The organism is Chrysosporum bergii ANA360D, assembly GCF_029891735.1.
GTDB classification, from domain to species: domain Bacteria; phylum Cyanobacteriota; class Cyanobacteriia; order Cyanobacteriales; family Nostocaceae; genus Umezakia; species Umezakia bergii.
This window is the reverse complement of the sequence record NZ_JANQDH010000033.1, coordinates 25639-49240: the sequence shown is the minus strand read 5'-3', so window position 1 is coordinate 49240 and position 23602 is coordinate 25639. Positions and strand designations below refer to the sequence as shown.

The following is a 23602-nucleotide window of genomic DNA, read 5'->3' as shown; positions in this document are numbered from 1 at the left end:
TATGAATAAAACAGCTAAATCTGGAAAAATAATCACTTCTGTGGCAATTATGTTATCTGCATTAGGATTAACCTATACCCCCATACCTGGATCGGAACAAACTTTAGTAGTTGTTAGCGGTACGGAATTAAAGGAACCTTTGCAAAAATTACAAGCAAAATTTGCACAAGCTAACCGGAATATTAAATTAGAATTAAAGTTTCAAGGTTCTCAAGAAATCGTTAACAATTACATTGATAACAAAAATGATTTTCAGCCAGCGGTGTTAATTCCTGCTAATGGAGAAATTTTAACAGAATTAGGCGATCGCTTCAAAGCAATCAATAATACTGAACCGTTTTATGACTCTCCTAAACCAGTAGCTAAAACAATGTTAGTGGCTATTGCTTGGCCTGAACGTGGTCAAGTGTTATTTGCTAATGGAGGCTTTCAATGGGAGAGAATAGAACAAGCAATGACAGCCGGTAGTTGGGAAAAAATAGGCGGTGCTAAGAATTGGGGTAGTTTTGATTTTGTAACTACAGATCCAACTCGTTCTAATAGTGGTCAATTAACTTTAAATCTTTGGATTCAAGCGAAAATTGGTACAAATATTACAAATATTAATAGTGCCAGTTTAAATGATCCGTCTGTGCGATCGCTATTTAGTTTGATCAAAAAATCAGTTTACCAGCCACCCCGGTCTACAGACACTCTGCTACAAGAATTTATTGCTAAGGGTCCTAATGATGCTGATGTGGCTACAGTTTATGAAAGTATTGCTCTTTATCGTTGGCAACAATCCAAAACAAACCAATCCAAATCATACAAAATCTATTATTTAGATCCCTCCATTGAAACTACTGCTACTGCTGTAATTGTTCGTCGTAATATTAATAATGCTACTGCCAATGCGGCCAGAAAATTTCTCGATTTTCTCATTCAACCAGAACAACAAGCCGTGCTGGTTGAGTATGGTTTCCGTCCGGTGAATAATGCTGTAGATATCAAAACAGTGCCTAATAGTCCCTGGAATCAGAATATACCAGGTGCAGAAATAACACCAAATATTAACACCCTACCACCATCCCCTGGTCAAATCACTAGAGAAATTCAACGCCTATGGGAAAGAGCAAATTAGTAATTTAGCAGCGAGCAGGATACTCGCACTACAAGACGATGATTTACATTAAAAACTGAGCATAGCGATGGTATTTTTCCCCTTGCTCATCTAATTCTTGTTCTTGTAACAATTTAGCTAAAGCTTGATAAGTTGCTGGAGAGGAGCGATCAATAGATAGAGATTGCAAATAAGCGGAGATAGCCTTTTCCACATCATCAATTTCTTGATAAGCTAAACCCAAATGATAGTAGGCTTGGGCATCATCAGGATGTTCTTTGAGGTACTCCTGGTAATAGTTAATTGCCGCAGTATAATCTAAATCTCCTGGGAAAACAGCGGGACGTGGGGGGTGTTCTTCGGTAGCGGCTGATGGCTGTTGTAGATAAATTTGCCACATTTGTTCATAACTTGCTTCTAAAGTTCTAGTCATCTCCTGTACATCCAACAAAGGAGACTGCTGCACTCTTTGGCGCATGGTTGAACGTAAATCTTGGAGAATATCTGGACTTTTAACCAATTCCACCGCCCTTTGCACATACTCTTCCACGCTGTGGGTGATAAATTCATCCAAACCGACGCTATGAAGAATAGTAGCACTCATGCGCTCCATTTTCCGCTTCCCTGCTAGGGTAAGTGTGGGTACTCCCATCCACAAAGCCTCACAAGTTGTAGTACATCCTGTGTAGGGGATACTATCTAAATGCAGATCAACTTGATTATAAAGATTGAGGTGGTCTTCATCGGCTGCATAACCACCGTATAAGTAGATGCGTTTCAGGTCAATACCTTGTTCTGCAAAGGGAATTTTTATTTTTTCATTAATTAGGGGGCTGAAAACGTTAGAACTAGAACATTTGATCACTAGGCGAGAATGGGGAACGGCTTTGAGAATTTCAGTCCACAGAGCAAAGGTTTCTGGTGTGAGTTTGCGTAAAGTATTAAAAGATGAAAAGGTGAAGATTCCTGTTTTTTGGTAGGGTAGTTGATGAGTGATATCAGGAGCATTTTTTAAAGGTTCATAACCCACATAGCAACGAGGTAAACGCCAAATAGTTTCGCTGGTTTTTTCCTCTGTATTATGGGGATGGAGGATTTGATCAGTTATCCAATAGTCGATGGTGGGTAGTCCTGTAGTGGCAAAATAGCCTAAGTAAGTGGCTTGAATGGGGGCTGGTTTCATACCTAACACAACTATACGGTTATTGACGGTATGTCCTGCCAAATCTACTAAAATATCTATGCGGTCTGCTTTAATTAATTCAGCTACTTCTAAATCAGAAAGACCCAGTGTACAGTGCCAAACATCGCATATATCTTTAATTTCTTCTGTCACCACATCAGGTTTACCCACTTCCCCATAACAGAAAACTTCTACACGGCTGCGATCGTGGTGTTGAATAATAGGTTTAATAAATCCACTCACTGAATGTCTACGGAAATCAGGAGAAATATAGCCAATGCGTAAACGGCGTTGGGGGGTTTTATGGTTGGGGTGGTTGGTGAGGGTGGGTAGCCATTGTTTGACTATTTGCTGCTGATACCACAGTTGACTTGAGTCTAATATTTGTTGGGGGGTAAAACTGGTGAGGGAACTGATATTAAACAAAAAGGCAGAATGTAACTGAGGATTATTCGGGTCGATTTTTAATGCCTCATTAAGCAAATTGATAGATTCTAATATTTTGCCCTGGTTATTGGCAAAATACCCTAAAATGTAGTAGTTTCTGCCATTGTTACCATCTAATTCCAGGGCTTTTTGGATACATTCTTGAGCTAAGTCAGGCTGTCCATTTTGATAGTAGACATAACTTAAGTTTTGCAGAGCGCTGATGTATTCTGGATTGAGTTTTAAGGCTTGCTTGTAGTAGTATATTGCTTCTAGATAATAATTTTCATTTTGGAAGATACAACCTAAATTATAGTAACCTAGGTGATGATCCGGGTGTATTTCTATGACAAATTGAAAGTATTTTTGAGCTTCTCTTAACTTACCTTCATCAACTAAGTCTGTCCCAGCATTGTTAATTTGTTTGCTGAGTTTTGGCAATGATTCTAATTCAGTTTTCTCCAGATTCAAAATATTTTCAATTTCTACTACACTTTCTCCCTGTTCCCAAATTAATGCTAGGTTAAATTTTGCCCCCTGATGGTTTGCATCTAGTGTTAACACTTGGGAAAATTTCTCTATAGCTGGGGTGAATTGTTGTTGTCGCCGGAAAATTACGCCTAAACGGTAGTGGGCTTTGGTGTAATTGGTATTAATGTTAATGGCTTGTTTGTAGTGGTTGGCGGCTTTTTCCCAGTCTTCCTGTTGTTCAGAAATCAGTCCTAAATTATAGTGAGATTTGCCTAAAAGAGGTTGGATGCTTAAAGCGTGTAAGTACCATTTTTCTGCTAATTTCAATTCATGTTGGGAGTTGAGGATATTGCCGAGTGAATGGCAGATTTCGGCTGCGATTTCTGACCTACCCATCGCTGTTAAGGTGGTGATGAGATGTTGTTCTACAGATTCATAAAACTGCTCTCTTAGTTGCTCTTTAAAAGAGGTACTTGGCTTAAAGATTGGTTCAATTTCCCCCAGGAGGTTATCTAATTGAATGGATGTTAAATGTTGCTCTAATTCCTGAGATAAGTTAGACTCTTCTACATAATTAAAATGCAGCAGTAATGGTTTAAGTAATGTTGCAATGATTAAGCACTGTTCAGGGGTGAGAATTTCTCGCCAGGATGTTGTTATTTCCGGCGTGATGGCATACTGGTTGATTAATAGTTGAATAACTGTATCGGTGGGTTGTAGTTCTAAATACGTTGCTAATTGACTAATTGTTAACTGTGGTTGTGATAGCAGTTTTTCTCTGGGGATAAATAAGGTAAGTTGATGATTTTCATGGTGGTGAGGAAACCATTTTTCTTGATATTGTTGCCAGAGGTTCAATACAATTAAGTCAAATGTGACCTTTTTTTCAGGAGCAGCTAGGACAGCAGCTATAATTTCCCGCGGGTCTTGGTGTAGATAAATGCTTTTGGCTTCACCTTGGTGAATTTTCTCTAGAGCTAGTTCTGAGAGGATGCGATATCGGATGACTGTTGGTACTGAGGAGGGGGTGATGAGTTGAAAATAAGCGTCAATTTCCGGTGCAGTGTTACAAGCTATGGTTTGCGGGTTTTGATGACCGGTTTGAGTAAGTAGGGATTGGCAAAGGTTGTCAGATAGTTTTCTTAAATCGTCGCTGATTCCACTGCAAAAAATAATCATAGATAGTACACCATTTCCTTGATAGATATTTACCCTTGTTTAGACTTGTTTAGACTTGTTTAGGCTTGTTTAGGCTTGTCGCTGGTTTCTATCCCCATGGTAAATAAGATTTTGGTAAGATTTTACCATGATTAATACTGTGTGATTTTAGTTGCTTGGTATTGGGATTTCTGTAACTGTTGGCACGTCTTCTATAAGTACTTGTGCTATGGTTTCTTGGTCTTCATGAGTTAAAATCATCCTAGCAGTTAACCGAGGTAACAAAGCTTGCCACTGCATGGGGGATAACTGACCTACTAAAGAAATTTGTAAACCTTCTTCTTCTTGACATAGGTTATCTGTAAAGGACTGGGTGAGATGGCTGGGAAACTTGCTGGCGTTGATAAGTAAGGTGATGTTTTCACAGTCCGGGTGTTCTTCTAAGCTGGTAATGACATTTACTAAGTCTTGATAAATAGAGGCTTCTCCCTGGCTGGGGTCGGGGAAGATGATATAGTTGGTTGGTCTGAGCCGGAGAGATTTTTGCAGATGGTCTGTTAGTATAATGGCTAATTGCTGCTCCAGGTTTTCCAACTCCAGAGATGGTAGCTGATTTACTGGCAGTTGTGCTATGGTTTGTTGATCTTCCTGGGTTAAAATAAGTCTGGCAGTTAGTTGGGGTAATAAAGCCTGCCACTGCATGGGGGATGATTCACCTACTAGGGAAATTTGTAAACTTTCTTCTTCTTCTTGACATAGGTTATCTGTAAAGGACTGGGTGAGATGGCTGGGAAACCTACTGGCGTTGATGAGTAAGGTGATGTTTTTACAGTGGGGATGCTCCTCTAAAGCGGTAATCACATTGATTAAGTCTTGATAAATTACCTGTTCTGCTTGGCTGGTGTCTGGGAAGATGATTAAGTTAATTTCCCTCAGTTTTAAACTAGATACCAACTGAGAAGTTGAGAGTTTTTCTAACCTTGCTCTCATCTGTTGGGCTGGGGTGAAATAGGGGACAACTTGACTCAGCTGATGTAAAGCTGATTGCAGTACAGAAGTTTTACCAAGACGTTCTGCTACTTGGGCTAAGTACCAAAACACTCGCCAATGATTACAGCCCAAGTTAATGGCTTTAACAAAACTGCTCAGGGCGTATTCAGTTTTTCCTTGATTGTCGCCAACTAACCCAGACCACAATTGTAAATAACCATCTTGGGGATAAAACATAGCATATTGAACTACTCCCCCTTCTCCTAAACCTAACAAAGTAGAAGAATGGGCTATTTGATCATCGGCAGCAAACAATTGCTGAATATTTTCAGCAGTTAAACTGGTAATAAATTGAGGCGCTGTATCTCCTAAAGATTCAATGAATTTTTTTGCACCGGTAAACTGGGGGGGAATATCAACCACATCTAATAATGATAGGGGTTCATCTAACAAATTGCCATCTACAGGGATACTCCACTTTCTACAGCGCTTAGGCTGTGACATCAAGCGATAATAAAGGGGATTTAGCTGTTTAGCGGCGTTTGCTGCCCCAAATATTTGTTGGGCGTATTGTTGGGCATTTTTCCCTAGTCTTAATCTTTCCTGGGGATGGTGATAAAGATACTCTAAAGCTTGGGTATACTCTAACTCACTCTGAACAACTAAACCAGTATAATTATCAATAACTAATTTTTTAATTCCCCCATAGGGAAACACCACCGGCGGAACTCCGGCATACATGACTTCTTGTAAATTTAGTTCTGCGGCTGCGTAGGTATCTTCACACACTGGATAACCATAAATATCGAATTCAGCAATGGCTGAGGCGATATCCTCCACAAAACCACGAAAATCAAATTTAGCCAAAGAATCTAATTCTAAAGCTTGTTGTTGCAGCAGTTGAACATCACCACCGCCACATAAAATAAATTTAACGTCCGGAATATCTGCTTTAGCACTCATAGCAATATAACTAGAGTGCATTTTGCTAAAAGATAACAATCCCATATAACCCACGTTAAAAGTATGGTGGGGGCGGGATTGAAGAGATTGGATATTATTCAACCTGGCAAAGTCTGCCGCATCGTAAACCATACCCACTTTTTTTTGTCTGATTTCTGGCGCTAATTGTTGCACTACAGGTAGTTCGTAGGAATGGGGATTACAGGGAATGGCAAAGTCAGCATAATTAATTAAATCCCTGGTAATTACTTGGGGGGCGCTATCCCCTGAAACATGAAACCAGATCATTAACCGTGTGGCTGGTAGTTGTGAATGCAGAAATGAAAACATCTGGGGATGATTCCAATAGTGAATCTGCACTATATCCGCTTCTGTCATTAATTGGTAACGGGCAATTTCATCAACTGGATCAATGAATTCCATTCCCCCTGATTGTGCTAATTGCACTGCTTGGGTTTCTGCGGGTTTGAGAGAAATAACTTGATGTTGTAGTTGATCATCTAACTGCCGAGAATATTTAGCGATCGCCATCATAGAGCGAGCCGCACCACCAAGACATAAAAAGTCAATAATATGTAAGATTTTCATGGTCATTAATTTTGGTTTGGTTGTGTTTGGTGTTTCTGCTTCTCCTTACGATAAATTCTTAAAGAAGAAAACACACCGGGGATAATGGGTAAATGGGCTTGAGTTTGTGTAGGATCATCAGGATATAACAAAGGTACGTTGATGACTTGGCAGTTATAAGTATCTTCCATTAATTCTTGACAAGCTTGTCTAATTCCTGGCTCTTTTCCTCCGTGATGAAACAAAATTGATGAGCTATTTTCCTGATCTAGGGGTGGTAAATAATCATGAAAAATCATTAACCCACCAGGAGCAAGTAAGGGATAGTAGTTGAGAATATCCTGTTTAACACCTTGATAAGAATGATCGCCATCCACAAAAATATAAACTGGATAGTTACCATCAGCTGCAAAAATTTCTTGCAATTGAGCTAAGGCATCATGGGAAAACATTTTGAGATGAATAATTTGCGGGGGTAATTTATCCAGTACAGTTTTTAGTTGTGGATGTAATCCCGGGTCAATTGCCCAGCCCTGTATGTTACTGTGATTACGGGCTAGGGCTTGATAGTTAAGAAATAAGGAACTACCAGCAAACGAGCCTATTTCCACAAACCGCAGGGGAGAAGCAGCAACAGGTAACAAGTGACCCAGGGCATAATATAGTTGAAACCGTTCATTTTGGGACATCTGACTTTGAATACCATGTTGAACCGGATCATCTTGATTAAATTGAGCAATCAATGAACTGTCCAACGCTGAGTTAATGGCGAATTTATCATCACAACTAAACCAAACCCCTGTACCATCTATGGGATGCAGGTCAAACCTCAGATCATTCTCTGCTTCAAATTCATGTATTGCTTGACGACAACCATCCCAGAAACCATAATCATCTACTTGAACAAATCCATGTTGAGAAATGCGCTGGTATAAATGACTAATAACAGTTTTGGTGGATTCATACCACTCTCCATCCATATGCAACAGGGCGATCATCCCCACTGCATCTCTCATTTTAGGTAAGGTATCTTGAAAATAACCCTTAACTAACTGAACCAGATTACCCACACCCAATTGATTGCAGATTTCCTTAACGCTTGCTTTTGTCGCCGCGCAAGTACCCGTCCCCCATCCTATAGAATCAGGAGACAAACCACGACATTTATCTTGTTCTGTGGGTGCTGGCATCCCATCAAAGCAGTCAAAAGCATAAACCCAACGGGGCTGTTTTGTATAGCGTTTGATTACAGCTGCCACTAAAGCAGTGGAACCACCAGCGGCCACTCCACACTCCACAAAGTTACCGGGGATATTCTCTAGGCAAACTTTTTTGATCAGGGTGAACAGGGAATACAACCGCGCCTCACTCAACATGGTGTATGGTTGAATCAATCTATATATTTGTTGAAATTCCGGGTCTTGAATTTCTCCAACTAGAGGATATTGATTTAAAAGTTGATGGAGAAAGTCCTCCGCTTGATGATGGGCGGGGAAGTAGCGTAATTCTTCGTACAACGCTTGAATAGTAGCCGGGATGCTTCCCCCTTGGAAAAAACATTTGGCTCGTAAATAATCCAACCCCATGATTGGTTGTTTTAAGGCTTTAGCTTCATTGAGGAGTTTGAAAGCTGCCGCCACTTGATTTGTTTCTAACAGATGATTAACTTGGGCGATAATAGGGTGGTCTGGGTGATGGTCAGCCAGGTTTTTACTTAACTGTTTTTTCAGGGTGATGGCTTTGGTGTGGGCGGGACTGTGGTTCAGTAATCTGTTTAAACAGACCAGGGCTGCGGTAACTTCTCCAGTTTTAGCCAGTGCAACGGCTTGTCCGTAATTCATAGCCGTAGGCATTTTAGGCGCTGAATTAATTAACTGTAAAGCTGCGGCATTTTCATGATGATTAATATGGTGAATAATTGCTGCTGGGGAATTGTGAGATGGTGAATTTAACGCCAATTGAGGAGAGGTACCACTAAAAATTCTGGATTCGGTGAAATCATCTGCTTGGCGATGGCGAACAATCACCGGAGGATGTTGCAGGGGAAAATTCATAGGTTCCACTGCCATATTAGCCAAGGGGCTATCCTTCATTGTTGTATGAGTGCCAGAATCGAACCCAAGATTAGAAACCAAGTTAATCCGGGGTAAGATGGTTAAGCCATGATTTAGCCAAAGGGTGTATTGCCAGATATAAGCCCAGCTACTAAAACCATCATAAACACCTTGAAACACTCCTGCCCAAAAATCAGCAGCTTCCCGGTGGGACAGTACATCATGCAACCAACCATGATTTTTTAACTCTGGCCATAGCTCCATGGAATCATCATACTTTTTCCAAGCTCTGCGCCAAGTTGCCCAACCCCAACAATGACCATAACGAGAGAAGTAATAACTATATTCTGTTGGATTACGTCCAAATTGGAAGTTATCACCAGAAATCATCATAATGCGTTGTTCATCATGATATTTTATTAACAATTCCTGACAGTATCGGAAAAAACTATGATGAGGCAAACAGTCATCTTCTAATATAATTGCTGTTTCTACCTGGTCAAACACCCAATCTAAACCACTACTAACTCTTTGACGACAACCTAAATTTACATCAGAGTAATTAGTTAATACCTCACACTGCCAATCAACTTGATTAATTATGTCTCTGGCTGCGGTACATTGTTCTGCTTCCCCTGGGTGATTAAGTCTCGGTCCATCGGCGATAACTAATAACTTAGGCGGTTTTGCTTGGCGAATGGCTGCAAATACCGTCGCCGTGGTTTCTGGGCGGTTAAATATGATTAAAGCCACTGGTGTGGTTAATTGCCAATTATCATTAGATGGGCTGGTGTTCATTTCTGGCGATTTTGGGCTAGTGATTTGCCTACAAGACTTACCCAAAGAAGAAATTTTATCACTGGGTAGAGAGTTACTTGCTAGTATTTCCGTTGATTTAAAAAATACAGAGGTACAGTTTTTATAAACATAGCCGGGAATCAAACCCCAAAAATCAATTCTTTGATAACCTTGTGAAGACAGTAAGCCCAGGGATAAATCATAACGGCAATCATCTGTATTATCAAAAATTATCAAGCCGTTGCTTTTGACTTTGGTTAAACTATTTTCTAAGCACTGATTACGGTTAATGCCATCAACAATAATTACATCAAAGTATTCATCTGGATATTGCCAGATAAAATCTGCATATTTTTGTTGATCTGATTCTAAATTTAATTGGACATTCTGGGGCATTTCCTGATGAATTTGATTAAACCAGCTTTCATCACTTTCAATGGAAATTACTTGTTTTACCCTTGCGCCCCACCATAAAGTTGACTGTCCTGCACCAAATTCAAATACTGAAAAATGACTTTTAACTTTATCTTCAATAAACTCTATGGCTGGATAAGTGTACCACGGAATGGGTTGATTTTCTGCATTAACAGGCTTACCTTGGGCGATAGAATTTAACCATCCCGAAACCTGTAAATAATTAAGCCCTGGAATTAAGTTGGCTGAGACTTCCGTCCAATTTGCTGATAAAATCAAACAGTGGCTTAAAGGAATAGATAATCCTTGTTTTGCGAACTGAGGATGAGATATTAATGTTTCTTTGTATAAGTCGGCCGCTTGTGAAAATTCCTGGTTGATAAAATGTTTTTGGGCTTCCTGTAGTTTGTTTTGTATATCGGTATTGTTATTCATATAAACCTTATGTGGTGATTTCTGACTATCCATATCTTTTTCTAAGACTAAAAGAATACCATTGTTGGTAAAATATTTTTTACCGGGATGCATTAGTTTTAGCTTTTCTTCCTGTACTGGATTAATTGACGATGGGAAAACCAAATCTAACTTATTAACTTTAAACTGAGTTTGTCGAACTGCATCAATATAATCTTCTGTAAAAAACCTATTGATATGGTTGGATTGATAAACGTAATATACTATTTGGTCTGCCGTTGCTTTATCAATTTTTTCATACAAATATCTAGTCATTTCTCCACGACTCATCAATAGATGTCCCCATGGTGGAATAGGAGAATTACCAAAATTATATTTATTACCCTTAGCATCTATGATTTCTGGTAAATGATGACCATCATAAGCAGACCAGATAGGCGAGAAAATGGAAAATAATTTGCCTCCCGGTTTAAGAGCCAAAAACATTTTATCCAAAGCTAATGGTAATTTGTGAATATGCTCAAAAGCAGCTATGGAAAAAATTAAATCATATTGGTGATAATATTCTTCTGGTAAATCTTCAATATTTTCTAAATAAAACCTATAGTTGCTTTGTTGTTTGTTAACAAATTTGTAGTGAGAGAGATTATTTTTGAGATTATTATCATCAATAATAACTGTTCCTTTATGAGTTAAACCCCCAGTTTCCTGGAGGGATTTCTCATAATCTGGGGTTTCAATTCCTGTCCACGATTTCACACCCAGATAATTAAAAACAAAATCAGGGGGTAAACTTCCCCCTACTTCCAGCACATCTTTATTTTCAAATCCAACTAATTCTTGACAAATGTAGCTAAAGCCAACATGATAGCTGAGGTTAAATTTAGATTGACATTCTGGTATCTTTTCGGTTGTGAGCATTTTTACCTCAAATTTACACTTCAATGTTCATGTATCTGACAACCAATCTATATATCTTTACTTTTCTTCTGCTATTTTCTGCTTAACCGCCGCCAATACAGTGCGATAACTTTCCCGTTCCGGGTATAAAGCCAGCAGTCTTTCTATTAACTCTACTGCTCCTTGATTATCCCCCAGTTGTAAGCGGATTTTGGTTAAATTCTCCAAAGCCAGGGCGTTGTTGGGTTCTCGTTGTAAAACTAATTCGTAACCGTGGGCTTGTTTTTGCAGTTGGGTGTCTATTGACTCTGTGACTGGTGGCTGAGATTGCTTTTGCAGAGATGATAAAATGCTAGTGACACTGCTAAAGATAAGAGAACCAACAAATCCAACCCCACCAACTATGGTGACAATTCGCTTACGGCGCTTGATTTGCTGAGTGCGTTGAGAATAATATTCTTTTTCCGAAATGCTCATATTGACAACTGAGGATCTACCTGTGGTTTTACATGGTTTGTGTGTGAGTGTACGTCACTCCCAAGGTACCAAAAGCAATAATATGTATCATCACTATAGTGTAATTTAACAATTCCCCCCTATGGTTGGTAGGGGGGAGACTATTAAACTAATTGGCAATTCTTTTTGTGCTGCCATATGAGACCTGGACAAAGCTAGACTTTACTTCTGACTTCAACGGAAGCATGGAAGCAGTTACCCCTCGGTAACCTGTCACGCTTTAGCCAAACGCAATAGAATAATGGCGACATTTAGATCCCTGTCCATGTCAAAACTGCAATTGTCGCAGTCTTTCCTGTAGTTGGAAGAATTGTCTATTTTCCTTAATTATTCCATGCCAGCAGCTTCTAGCACACCAATAATATCGCCGAAACGACTGCCTACCAAGGCACTATCAATGGCACGAGCGGTAGACGCAGCAACTGATTGTACGGCTGTTACTTTGGTGGAAATATTAAAAGAAGCACTTTGCAACAGATAGTTATCACCTCCACCATTAGCAGTATAGGTAAGACCTAAACTCATTCCACCGGTTAAAGTGACACCACTATCTTCTGGCATAACCATTTCTCCGGCGAAGGTAACTGTGTTACCGTTGGTGAGAATGTTGGTTACAGCAACGCTAGCACTGTTAGCGATTTGAGCTTGTGCTGGCTGACCAGCAACGAAAGAACCAGCTACTGCGCCACCTGCTAAGAGAGAAGCAATGGCTGCGGCTTTGGAGATTTTTTTGGCGTTGGTGTTCATCACGTCAATACCTAATTTTTGGGAGACAATAACAGTATATATTTGTTAACTTAACTACAGCTTTAGCTTTACTCAACCATTGCTACCTCTACACACGAAGAGTACAGATGGTACTCCACTCAGTTAGTATAGAAGTTATGCAAAATAGTACATTGCCTACCTAAGTAATGAGTGGATAGAGAGTACTATTTGGTATGTTAAGCAGTATTAGGCTGTTGTTAAATACATACCTGATATATCAGCCTACATGACAAGTAAAATTATGTCAACTTTATTTAGTAATTTTTTTTGATGATTTTCGTGGGAACTTAAGATACTTATAATAAAAAGCACATTTCTTATACTACTAAACTGGTAGTCCATTGGGTATACTTGAAGATATTTATAGTAAAAACTGTTGATTACAGGTTCTTTGGTCGATATCATCTGAAAATTTGGGTAAATTGTGAAATCATGGGTGAGAACAGCAGGGCTAACAAAAAATTTATGATTACATCCAATGCAAAAACAAGATGTTGTTCCAGAAATTGGGATTTTGATGACTTTGTGGTTAATCACAGTCTTGCCGGTCAAAAAGGCAGTTGCGGTTAATTCACAAAAATTTATTATTACCAATGAGCATCAAGAGAAAATACAGCTAGCATCAACACAGCCAAATTGGCAGACCACACACCCCGGTTTTGACCTAGAAGAACTAACTATTAGTTCTGCATCACCAGATAAAACCTTAAACAATACTGACCTGAAACCGAGTCAAAATTCTAGCCCTCAGTTCCCCGAATATGTTTCAGGTAATCAGTCAAGAATATTTCCTTTAGCACCACATGACTACAGTAATGGTCCTGTTATAGATGTAGCTAAACCAGAATTTATTCACGCGGATGCTTACCAATTTACTCCCGCACCTGTCATTAAAAACCAGCCTGTAATCGCACAGGAGAATACCAACTCAGAACCCCTGAAACAGCCGCCAAAACCAGCAGCAGAAATACTCAAGATTGGTTATTTGTCACTTGATAAAATCTTAATTAGTACTAATGCTGATGTGAGTGGCAATTCTGACTCTCAGTTCCCCGATTATTTCGTAAATCGCGGGGTAAATAATACTTATGTTATTGATCAGGTAGCTGAACCAGAATTTATTCACGCGGATGCTTACCAATTTACACCCCAACCTATCATTAAGAATCAGCCCATAGCACAGGTAATCGAAAACCAACAAAGCCAACCGCCTTTAGAACCCTTTAATCCCAACTTACCTATACCTAAAATTCCTCAAATACCTGCTTTACCAGACTCAGAAGAACCACCACAAGAACCACCACAAGAACCACCAAAAAAACCACCATCAACACCAACAGAAAATAGAACAGTTTTGACAGCTTTAATACGTGGTTTGTTACAGAGCAGCGCGTCAAGGTATCCATATGTGGTAAATACTAGTGATCAACTGGTGATTAATCCTCGTAATTTTCAACCATTAAAATCTAGCTTGTACTCTACTTTCAATTTTGATTACCGGACAACCCCACTATTAAATAATTCCCGCAGAAATTCTTTAATACAATCAGCGACTATTTCTTTATATCCCCAAGATGAACAATTTTATTGGCTTTTAGATGGTAATCAGTTGGTCATGGAGACTCAAGGAAAGCATATGAATCTTGGTTATCAGGGTTCAGTTAGTCAACAAACAACCACACAAGCAGCTCAAACTTCCACCACCTTCAAAGGAACACAAGTAGCAATTGGTTTAGCTGTTGACTTTAGAGAGTTAGTGGGAAACCAAAAATTAGATGATGTCTCTTTTATCGTGGGTGCTGCGGAAATTACTTTACCTCCTGGAACAAACTTAACTGATGATGCTCAATTAAACTTAAATATTACCCAGCCTAATGGTACTTTTAACCAAAGCATATACTTCATGGATGACCCTGACAAGGGCAATACACGCAGTATTTTAGGAGGCGGTTCCTTTTTTGAAAATTTAGATGCTACAAATGCACCGGAATTTTTCTTGGGATTTCCTACCGTTAATTTAAAACCTTTATTAAATAATGGTGTCACCCTGGAAGTTGGTAGTCGTGTTCCCAGGGAAAATGCCATTGCTTTTGGACTGACACCGGGTAATATTTTAACTAGTCAAGGGTTTTCATTTCAACCAGAAGTTTCTTCTTTACCTGGTGTGAAAAAATTACGGTTTAATGAGAGTGAGAATAATGACTTGGTAGCAGTTCTCAGCAATCCTTTTTTAACGGAACAACAGAAAGACTTACATTATCTCAATTCCTTCATGTGGAATAACTTCGGGTTCAAAGAGCCAAAAATTACAACTACCACTAAGTTGAATAATAATGATGGGGGAGAATATTGGTCTAGGTATACATTTAGTTTGTCTCGTAACCGCAATTTGATCTACTATGATCCGGAGGAAGCTAGGTTAAGTTATTTAAACGTGTTTAGCAATCCAGGTATATCTTTGACTACAGAAGAATGGAAAAATACTGATTTCAATCAAAGTGTAAATGCCAGTGTGGGTTTAATAGTGGGTGGCTTGTTTAATTTAATCAATCCAGGTGATTTGCATGAAACTCTCAATGTAGCTAAAGAAGAGTATCAGCAGTTACGTCCTTTAGGTAATCTCAAGAGCAAGTCTACCTCAGAGGAACGAAGGGAAATGAATACGCGGTTGAATAACACACTCAGTTATGCAGATAGTAATACTAACCTATCGCAAGTTTCAGGAAGTTATACTTTTGCATCCAATGTTACTCCCAATAGTTCATCATTATTCCAATTCAGAACAGGAATTTATAGAAGATTAGTCCAATTCATCGAGCAAGAAGTAACGCCTTGGAATCCTGACGAGTTTTTTGTCATAGAGTCTGTAAATTTTTCTGACCTTAATCCCATATCCTATACAGGTGTTAATATTCCCGTCGAGATAACTGACATTAACAGAACTGTTGATTTAAGCTTTCTTCAAGCAACAAATTCTAATGGAGAGGTTTTATTTAATGAATCTTTTGTGGTAGATTCCGGCAAAATATTTACTGTTGGTCCTATACCGGGATCGAGTAAGGCCTTTACTCTAGGTTCGGGGCGTATCGTATTGAGTACTTCTCAGCAAAGAGAAATTGACACCCGTTCTTATGTGGGAGATATTTATCTCCCGGCTATGGAATTTCTCATGTCTGGTACGCTGAATGATTTTAACTATGCTTTATCAGCAGGGATGTGGTTTAATCTTTTTCCTGATTCTGCACCTATGGTTAATAGTAATTTATCTAATTCCGTTGGTACTCAAGAAAGCTCTATGGGAGGAATATTGAAACTCGCCTTGAAAAAAGATTTCAACAATATCTCTCATGGTGAGAATAAGTCATCTAGCCAAAGTGTATCTAGTTCCCACTTTTTTTCTTTAGAATATAACACTAATCCTAATGCGTTGAATTTGTCAACTACTTCTTTGGGTAACGTATTTCAACTGAGAGAAACAGACTATAGCATAATGTTTTATCCTATATTAAGTTATGCCCCCTCCATACTGAACTCTGATATCAAATCCAATAGAATTGGGGATCTAGTAACTTTTCTATCTTTGATATTTTCCCATAAAAGTAGTTTAAATGTCAATGGTTCTATGTCTATTAGTAATCGGGAAACAACATACAAATTAGAAACAACTTATAACATAATTAATAACTCAAAATTTGGCACTTTAACCGTGGGTTGTTCTTATTCAAACTCTCCTAATAACCAAACTATAAATCTGAGTAATAATACTACAGGATTATCCAATATGAATAGGGAACTAAGAAATAGTAGCCTAGGATGGATACTTCGTTATCGCAGCCCTAACTCTAATTGGGTAATTAATTCGCGTTTAGAAGATGGCGAAGGTGGTTTGAATGGACAAATCAATATGCAGTTAAAGTTTTAGGTGTTGAGCTACGTGAATTGCTTTGATCCACCACATTTGTATCTCACGTGTTCACTGTTCTATTTGTAGAGGCCTATTGCAATAAGCCCCCACTACCATACTTTTCTTGCTTCTCAAACATCCTCTTAGGGAGATATGATTAGGTGGTTCAGATGACTATTATCCACAATTTCACCGTTAACTTTTAGTGTGACACCTGTTTCTAACTCGGTGATGTCAGGGCGTGTAATTGATATGTTGCCAAAGTCAATACTTGGTATTGTTCCTAAAGGAATATTAATTGTGGGTTCAGTGCTAACTCTAGGTTGACTAACGGGAATATTTGGTATTTTTTTTAACCTGGGAATATTAATTTTACTTGGGCTGGTGCTTAATGGATCAATGGTCTTCACAGTTAGTGTATTTGTATTGGTAAATCCTGGTGTGATGACGGGACTATTCACCCTTCCGTTAGTAAATGATGGTTGGGTGATAGAAATATTTGGTACTCTGACTGTGGGGGTAGGAATAGTAATATTAGGGATGGTTTGAGCTTCAACAGTTTTAGGCATTAATACCCAGGCTAGGGCAGTTAAAAGCCAGAGTTTAGTTTGACAATGGGTGTAAGGGTTCATTTCTTTAGCTCTTTTTACTTTTCTATACCGCTAATTTGTAAGACATCTCCCATGGTAGCGCAGTAATTGGGTAAACCCCATGTGGTAGGATTAGTCACATCATAACTAAAATGACGGTAATTCATGCAGAATCTATCCCAGTCCGCCATTTGAATGCGAAATATGGCAATAATTAGGTTAGCTAGTGCTAAGGATAGGGGAATGCGAAAGTAAATATTTTTACCTAAGTAGGCGCATACCTGTTCTACGGCTTGGTTTGCTGTTAATTTTTGCTGTCCTAAAACAAATTGGCGCGGTTGATGGGGTTGGGGTGGGGAGTCAATTAAATATTGGACAATGGTAGCAATGTCCCGCCCGTGGATAAAATGAAAACTGCCGTCTACTTGTAAAAAGCGAATTATGTTAATATATTTAATCACTTCTGGTATTCCTAGGGTGAGATGAGAATAAGGTTTTTGCTCATCGCCTCCTAGTACTAAAGTGGGGAAAATTTTGGTAATTTTGGGGGCTATTTCTAGTTGGGAGATTTTTTGTAAACATTCATATTTAGAACGAATATAATCTGTACCAATTTCTCCAGCTGCTGTCAGGGGTTGATTATTTTTATCTAAAACACTGGCTGTAGAAAAATAAATGACTTGTTCACAGCGCTGGGGATCAAGCATTTTGATTAATTCTACTGTTTTGAAAACATTAATATCAAAGGTGCGATCGCCCCCCCAGGCTGTAGCGGTGAGGACTGCTGTATCAATTGTTGGGAGTAAGTCAGCTAAAAGGTGAATTTTTTGCATATCACCAGTTAAGACGGTGATACCGGGGCGAATTTCCGGATCAATTTGTAGTTTTTCAGGGTTTCTGACGAATAAATATAACTCATGGTTGGTATGGTGAATTAATGCGGTTGTGATGTAGTGACCTATACAGCCACTTGCACCAGTGATAAAAATTCGTTTTTGGTTCATATTAAAACAGGTAATATAGTTAGGTTGGGCATTTGCCCAACCATGATCATGGAGAGAAGATTTAACAATACAGCTAAACTTCTAAGGCTTTGAGTTGTTTTGCTGTTTCAAAAAAGAAGGCGACGTTTTCTTCTGGGGTTTCTGGTAGGACACCATGACCAAGATTGAGGATGTGTCCCCAGTTTCCTGCTTTGCGAACCGTGTCAACAATGCGATCGCGGATAAATTCACGAGAACCAAATAATACCCCTGGGTCAAGGTTTCCTTGGACTTTGACCTGTTTACCTAATCTAGCTCTTGCTTGTGCCATATCCACTGCCCAATCTACGGTGACAATATCAGCACCAGATTTAGGCATTCTCTCTAACACACCAGCACTACCACTAACCAACAAAATCAAGGGTGTATCCGGATGAGTTTGTTTAACTTGCTGAAAAACTCTTTGCTGATAGGGCAGAGCAAAGGTATCATAATCTTGGGGGCTGAGTTGACCCGCCCAGGAATCAAACATCTGCACAACTTGAGCGCCGCAGTCAATTTGGTAACGGGTATAAACGGCAATGGCATCAGCTAGTTTACCTAAAAGCTGATGTAACATGGTGGGGTCTGAGAAGGCCATGTTTTTGATCACTGAGTAGGTTTTTGAGCCTTTACCTTCCACTGCATAGGCTGCTAATGTCCAGGGTGCGCCCACGAAGCCTAAAACGGTGGAGTGATTGCCCACTTCTTGGCGTAAGGCCTGCAATATGGTCTTGATAAATGGTAGCGATGCTTCTGGTTCTAAAGGGCGCAAGCTGTCAATTTGGGCTTGACTACGCAGTGGGGAATGAATAATTGGCCCCTTACCCTCGGCAATGTCCATGTCAATGCCTAAACCTGGCAATGGGGTAACAATGTCGGAAAATAAAATCACTCCGTCTGGCTGGAATGCTTGCCAAGGTTGCAGGGAAATTTCTATGGCTACTTCGGGAATTTCTGAGCGATCGCGGAAAGATGGATATTTTTCCCTTAAATCTCGATATGCTTTCATATATCGTCCCGCTTGTCGCATCATCCAGACAGGGGGACGATCCACTAATTCACCACGCGCAGCCCGGAGGAGATGAGGAGCAGTTAACGAAACACGCATTTAACACTTGATCCTAAGTCATTAATATTTATGCCACTGTTTAGCTTATCATTCTCAGATTACGCTTTTTCAGGAGGTTAACTTTAAGGATAGTTAATGCTTTACTTAACTTAATATAATATGCAAACTGGAAAATTTTTGATCCCCCGTCCCCAACAACCAAAGTTTTGTTTACAATTTACCTCAATGAGCATTTTAGGATGGGTTGTGGGCGGCATTAGCAGTATAGGTTTAGAAAGAAGCCTTTTAGGTGGCCTAGCTCCTGTGGATTCGTGGCCATGGGTGAAAGTCCTTGCTAATATTCTGTTTGCGGTGGTTTTTGCAACTGATCAAGCCCTGGTGTTACGTCAGTATATTGCAGGTCGCCTGTGGATGCTGGCTACTAGTATAGGTTGGTTAATAGCCTACAGTGTCGGCACAGCTTGGGTGAAATATATTTCTTCTGTTGCCAGTTCTTCTGATCAGGGTTTATCTTCTGAGTTAGCCTTAATGTGGGGGCTATTGTCAACTATTCTGTACATTCTGTCCGGAGCTTGGCTGGGACTGTGCCAATGGCTGGTGTTGCGACGCTATGCTAAACAAGTGTGGTGGTGGAATTTTCTGCCTTCTGTGTGTTTGCTGTTGATTAGTTTTTTCCTGTGGTTACTGTCTTTGATAGAAAATTTAATTCCAAATGTCCATCGCATTGCTGTATTGTATTGGGGTGGACAAGGACTTACTGCTGTGGTTCTGGGGGTTATACCAGCAATTGGCTTGTGTACCTTAAAAAAGAAGTCTCATAGCGGTAGTAAAGGTTCTAGTTCACTTTTTTTGACTAAATAGTTAAATAGTTATCTGCATTTGCCTGAGATCATCAACAATGAATCAAAATACCACCTTGCCAAGAATAGTCACCCCACCCATTGCCGAGCAACAAACAGAAGTTTTAGAATTAAACGGCGATCGCCGCATAGATAAATACTTTTGGATGCGAGATATTAATAATCCAAAGGTGATAGAATATTTGCAGGCTGAAAACACTTACACAGCAGCCATGATGCAGCACACAGAAGCGCTGCAAACCCAGATATATAATGAAATGCTGGAGCGGATTAAGGAGACAGATTTATCAGTCCCCAACCGGATAGATGATTATTATTACTATTGCCGCACTGAAAAGGGTAAATCTTATCCAATTCATTGCCGCAAAAAAGGTAATTTACAAGCTGCTGAAGAAATACTACTAGATGAGAACGAATTGGCAGCAGGTCATGATTTTTTTGAATTAGGTGTATTTGCCGTTAGCCCCAATCATCAAGTATTAGCTTATTCGTTTGATACAACAGGTTCCGAGGAATATACTTTGTGTTTTCTCCACCTGAACACAGGTCACTTATATCCGGAAACAATTACAGAAACTTATGTTTCCTTTGTGTGGGCTAATGACAATCAAACTGGATTTTACACCAAAGTTGATGATATTAATCGCCCTTACCAACTACTCAGACACACATTAGGAACTTCTGCTGAAAAAGATGTGTTAATATATGAAGAAAAAGATGAGATTTTTCATTTATATGTGGGTAAAACCCTGAGTAAATCATATATAGTGATGCAGTTAGAAAGTAGCATCACTACAGAAATTCATTATTTGGATGCCAATCATCCCCAGGGTGACTTGAAGATAGTTCAGCCACGAACCACAGGGGTAGAATATGAGCTTGACCATCACAATGATGATTTTTACATTGTTACGAATTACAATGCTACTAATTTTCAATTAGTGAAAACATCAGTATACGCCCCCGGTAGAGAAAATTGGCAAACTATCATCCCCCACAGAGAAGATGTGCTACTGTTAGGGGTAAGTTTGTTTGCTAATCACTTAGTTATTTATGAAAGAAAAGGAGGATTGCCAAGAGCCAGGGTGCAGAACTTAGGCACTGGGGAAGAAAATTACATCAGTTTTCCTGAACCAACTTATGAGTTTTATGAAGGCAATAACCTAGAGTTTAATACTAACATACTGCGTTTTCATTACACTTCTTTAGTTACACCCCATTCTGTTTTTGACTACAACATGGACAGCCATGAAAGGGAGTTGAAAAAACAAACGGAAGTGTTAGGAGGGTATGATAAAACTCAATATCGCAGTGAGTGGCTGATGGCTACCGCTGTAGATGGGACAAAAATACCCATTTCTATGGTGTACAAACAGGGAGTTAAACAAGATGGCAAAAATCCTTTGTTACTGACAGGATACGGTGCTTATGGTTCTTCTTACCCTGCATCGTTTTCATCTAGTAGGTTAACATTATTAGACCGGGGAGTAGTATTTGCCATTGCCCATATTCGCGGCGGGGAAGAAATGGGGCGACAGTGGTATGAACAAGGGAAATTCTTACAGAAAAAGAACACCTTTACAGATTTTATCGCCTGTGCAGAATATTTAATTGCTGAAAATTGGACAGCAAGCGATCGCCTAGCCATTACTGGGGGAAGTGCTGGGGGTTTATTAATGGGTGCGGTGATGAATATGCGTCCTGATTTATTTAAAGTTGTGGTGGCTGATGTTCCCTTTGTGGATGTGGTGACAACAATTCTAGATACTTCTCTACCTCTCTCAGCTATGGAATGGGAAGAATGGGGTAATCCTAATGACATGGTTTATTATGATTACATGAAATCTTACTCCCCCTATGATAACGTTGAAGCGAAGCATTACCCAGACTTATTGATTACTGCGGGTTTGAATGATGCGCGGGTTAAATATTGGGAACCGGCTAAATGGACAGCCAAACTCCGGGAACTGAAAACAGACAATAATATTCTGCTGCTGAAAATGAACATGGACGCAGGACATAGCGGCGCTTCTGGACGTTATGAAAGTTTGCGAGAGTTGGCGTTTGAATATGCTTTCATTTTGGATAGGCTAATGAATTAGCCTATGTTCCCTATTCCATCATCAGGAGTATTTGCCTAATAATCAATACAGATGCAATTGCCATGATGATAATTAAGGTTAAGTTACCACCAGGGACAAAGCGTTGATTAATACTATATAACTGCTGTTCTTGTCGCTGCTTCCAAGTCATTAATGCCGGAATGATTCCGCCTAAAACTGAAATGCTTAAAGCACCAGCAAAATCTAGGGCGCTAAAGAAAATACCAGGATTAATTGCACCTAAACTCATGGGAGGTAAGAGAATTATTGAAAAAAGCGGTAGACGAATTAAGGGTTTACCTGTTGTCCATGGGAAGATATCTGGGAAAAAATCTACCAACCCATAAACAACACCAATAAATGAAGTGGCGATCGCAAACTCTGAGAAGATAGATAATAACACCCCCAACCATTCCCCAGCACTACCCCCGCGCAAGATTTGCACTGGGTCAAATTCAGCGGTTGTTTGAACCATATCAACACTGACACTTCCTAAAATCACAGCATTCCAGGCCAAAAACATAATTAAAGGAATCAAAGAACCAATGATCATAGAACGGCGAATTTTAGGTATATCTCCTTCTAACTGAGTCACCACCACAGGGACAATGTTATGGAAAAACAGCGCCACTAACATCACTGACACAGCGGACCCCAAGGCGGTCCAGTTTTGAGTTAAGAGTTGCACACTCTTAACTTGTCCTCCTGCTAGCAGCAATAGTCCCAAAAAAGAAGTAATCACAATTACCACAAAAGCATTATTCAATTTTTCCATTAACTTTTTTCGTCCCCAGCACATCATCCCACCAAATAACAAGGTGAAACTTACTGTCCCTACCCAAGCCGGGGGAATGTTTTGTTTTGTCCATAGCTGAGAGAACCCAGAAAGTAAAATTTTTCCTCCCTCGGTCATGTAAGCTACTAGTAGGGCATAGTGTAAAAATAAATATGCTGCTCCAGCAATTCGCGCCCCTACAAAACCCAAGGTTTTTTCCACCATCCCCAACAAACCAATACTTACACGTCCTTCTACACGCATAGCATTAACACATACTTCTGCTAGTAATAAAGCGGAAATAATGGTATATAGCCACACAGTAATTAATAACAGTGTAGAAGGCACAACCCCGGATGGTAGAGTGACAGCAGGTAATGCTAGGATACCAACCCCAACTGTAGTACCGGCGATGAGGGCTGTGTTCCCTAAGACGCTACCTGGTTGATGAATCAATTGATTTTTATGGCTGACCAAATGAGAAAATAGTCTGGTTACTTTTTCTGGATGGGAGTTAAAAATGGTTGTCATATTGAAATAGTTTTGTTAATTCCCT

13 protein-coding genes are annotated in these 23602 nt (G+C 39.6%); 4 read left to right on the top strand and 9 right to left on the bottom strand.

The window, feature by feature from the left end; genetic code table 11:
• The first annotated feature begins 1 nt into the window (after position 1).
• On the top strand, positions 2–1120 hold the full coding sequence (locus NWP17_RS04950) for a substrate-binding domain-containing protein (protein ID WP_280653802.1): 1119 nt from the start codon (positions 2–4) through the stop codon (positions 1118–1120).
• A gap of 43 nt (positions 1121–1163) precedes the next feature.
• Here the strand turns inward: NWP17_RS04950 and NWP17_RS04945 are convergent, their stop codons facing one another.
• The 5 genes from NWP17_RS04945 to NWP17_RS04925 all read right to left on the bottom strand — a co-directional run bounded on the left by NWP17_RS04945 (position 1164) and on the right by NWP17_RS04925 (position 12700).
• Positions 1164–4358 (bottom strand): O-linked N-acetylglucosamine transferase family protein, encoded by a 3195-nt coding sequence (locus NWP17_RS04945; RefSeq protein WP_280653801.1) that lies wholly within the window; start codon positions 4356–4358, stop codon positions 1164–1166.
• A gap of 147 nt (positions 4359–4505) precedes the next feature.
• Positions 4506–6884, bottom strand: coding sequence for a glycosyltransferase family 4 protein (locus NWP17_RS04940; RefSeq protein ID WP_280653800.1), 2379 nt, complete (start codon positions 6882–6884; stop codon positions 4506–4508).
• Positions 6884–11458 carry a TylF/MycF/NovP-related O-methyltransferase gene (locus tag NWP17_RS04935; protein ID WP_280653799.1) on the bottom strand — a complete coding sequence of 1525 codons (4575 nt, stop codon included), beginning with the start codon at positions 11456–11458 and terminating at the stop codon, positions 6884–6886. Before NWP17_RS04935 ends, NWP17_RS04940 begins: the two co-directional genes overlap by 1 nt.
• Positions 11459–11515: 57 nt before the next feature.
• Positions 11516–11914: a tetratricopeptide repeat protein gene (locus NWP17_RS04930; protein WP_280653798.1), complete on the bottom strand. Its 399-nt coding sequence runs from the start codon at positions 11912–11914 to the stop codon at positions 11516–11518.
• 366 nt (positions 11915–12280) lie between these two features.
• A complete protein-coding gene (locus NWP17_RS04925) occupies positions 12281–12700 on the bottom strand; it encodes a TEK-like protein (RefSeq protein WP_280653797.1) in 420 nt (139 codons plus the stop codon).
• Positions 12701–13199: 499 nt separating this feature from the next.
• Between NWP17_RS04925 and NWP17_RS04920 the strand changes: the two genes are divergently transcribed.
• The gene (locus NWP17_RS04920; RefSeq protein ID WP_280653796.1) at positions 13200–16643 is read left to right on the top strand and encodes a hypothetical protein; all 3444 of its coding nucleotides are present in this window, start codon (positions 13200–13202) and stop codon (positions 16641–16643) included.
• A 125-nt stretch (positions 16644–16768) separates the two neighbouring features.
• On the opposite strand, the gene NWP17_RS04915 is transcribed toward NWP17_RS04920, so the two are convergent.
• The 3 genes from NWP17_RS04915 to hemE all read right to left on the bottom strand — a co-directional run bounded on the left by NWP17_RS04915 (position 16769) and on the right by hemE (position 19348).
• Positions 16769–17257, bottom strand: coding sequence for a hypothetical protein (locus NWP17_RS04915; RefSeq protein ID WP_280653795.1), 489 nt, complete (start codon positions 17255–17257; stop codon positions 16769–16771).
• Between the two features lie 14 nt (positions 17258–17271).
• Positions 17272–18219: an NAD-dependent epimerase/dehydratase family protein gene (locus NWP17_RS04910; protein WP_280653794.1), complete on the bottom strand. Its 948-nt coding sequence runs from the start codon at positions 18217–18219 to the stop codon at positions 17272–17274.
• Positions 18220–18292: 73 nt separating this feature from the next.
• The gene (hemE, locus tag NWP17_RS04905) at positions 18293–19348 is read right to left on the bottom strand and encodes a uroporphyrinogen decarboxylase (protein WP_280653793.1); all 1056 of its coding nucleotides are present in this window, start codon (positions 19346–19348) and stop codon (positions 18293–18295) included.
• Between the two features lie 120 nt (positions 19349–19468).
• On the opposite strand from hemE, the gene NWP17_RS04900 reads away from it, so the two are divergent.
• Entirely contained in the window at positions 19469–20170 is a 702-nt protein-coding gene (locus NWP17_RS04900) for a hypothetical protein (protein WP_280653792.1), read from the top strand.
• A 37-nt stretch (positions 20171–20207) separates the two neighbouring features.
• A complete protein-coding gene (locus NWP17_RS04895; RefSeq protein WP_280653791.1) occupies positions 20208–22271 on the top strand; it encodes a S9 family peptidase in 2064 nt (687 codons plus the stop codon).
• A gap of 10 nt (positions 22272–22281) precedes the next feature.
• Here the strand turns inward: NWP17_RS04895 and NWP17_RS04890 are convergent, their stop codons facing one another.
• A complete protein-coding gene (locus NWP17_RS04890) occupies positions 22282–23577 on the bottom strand; it encodes an amino acid permease (RefSeq protein ID WP_280653790.1) in 1296 nt (431 codons plus the stop codon).
• Positions 23578–23602 lie beyond the last annotated feature (25 nt).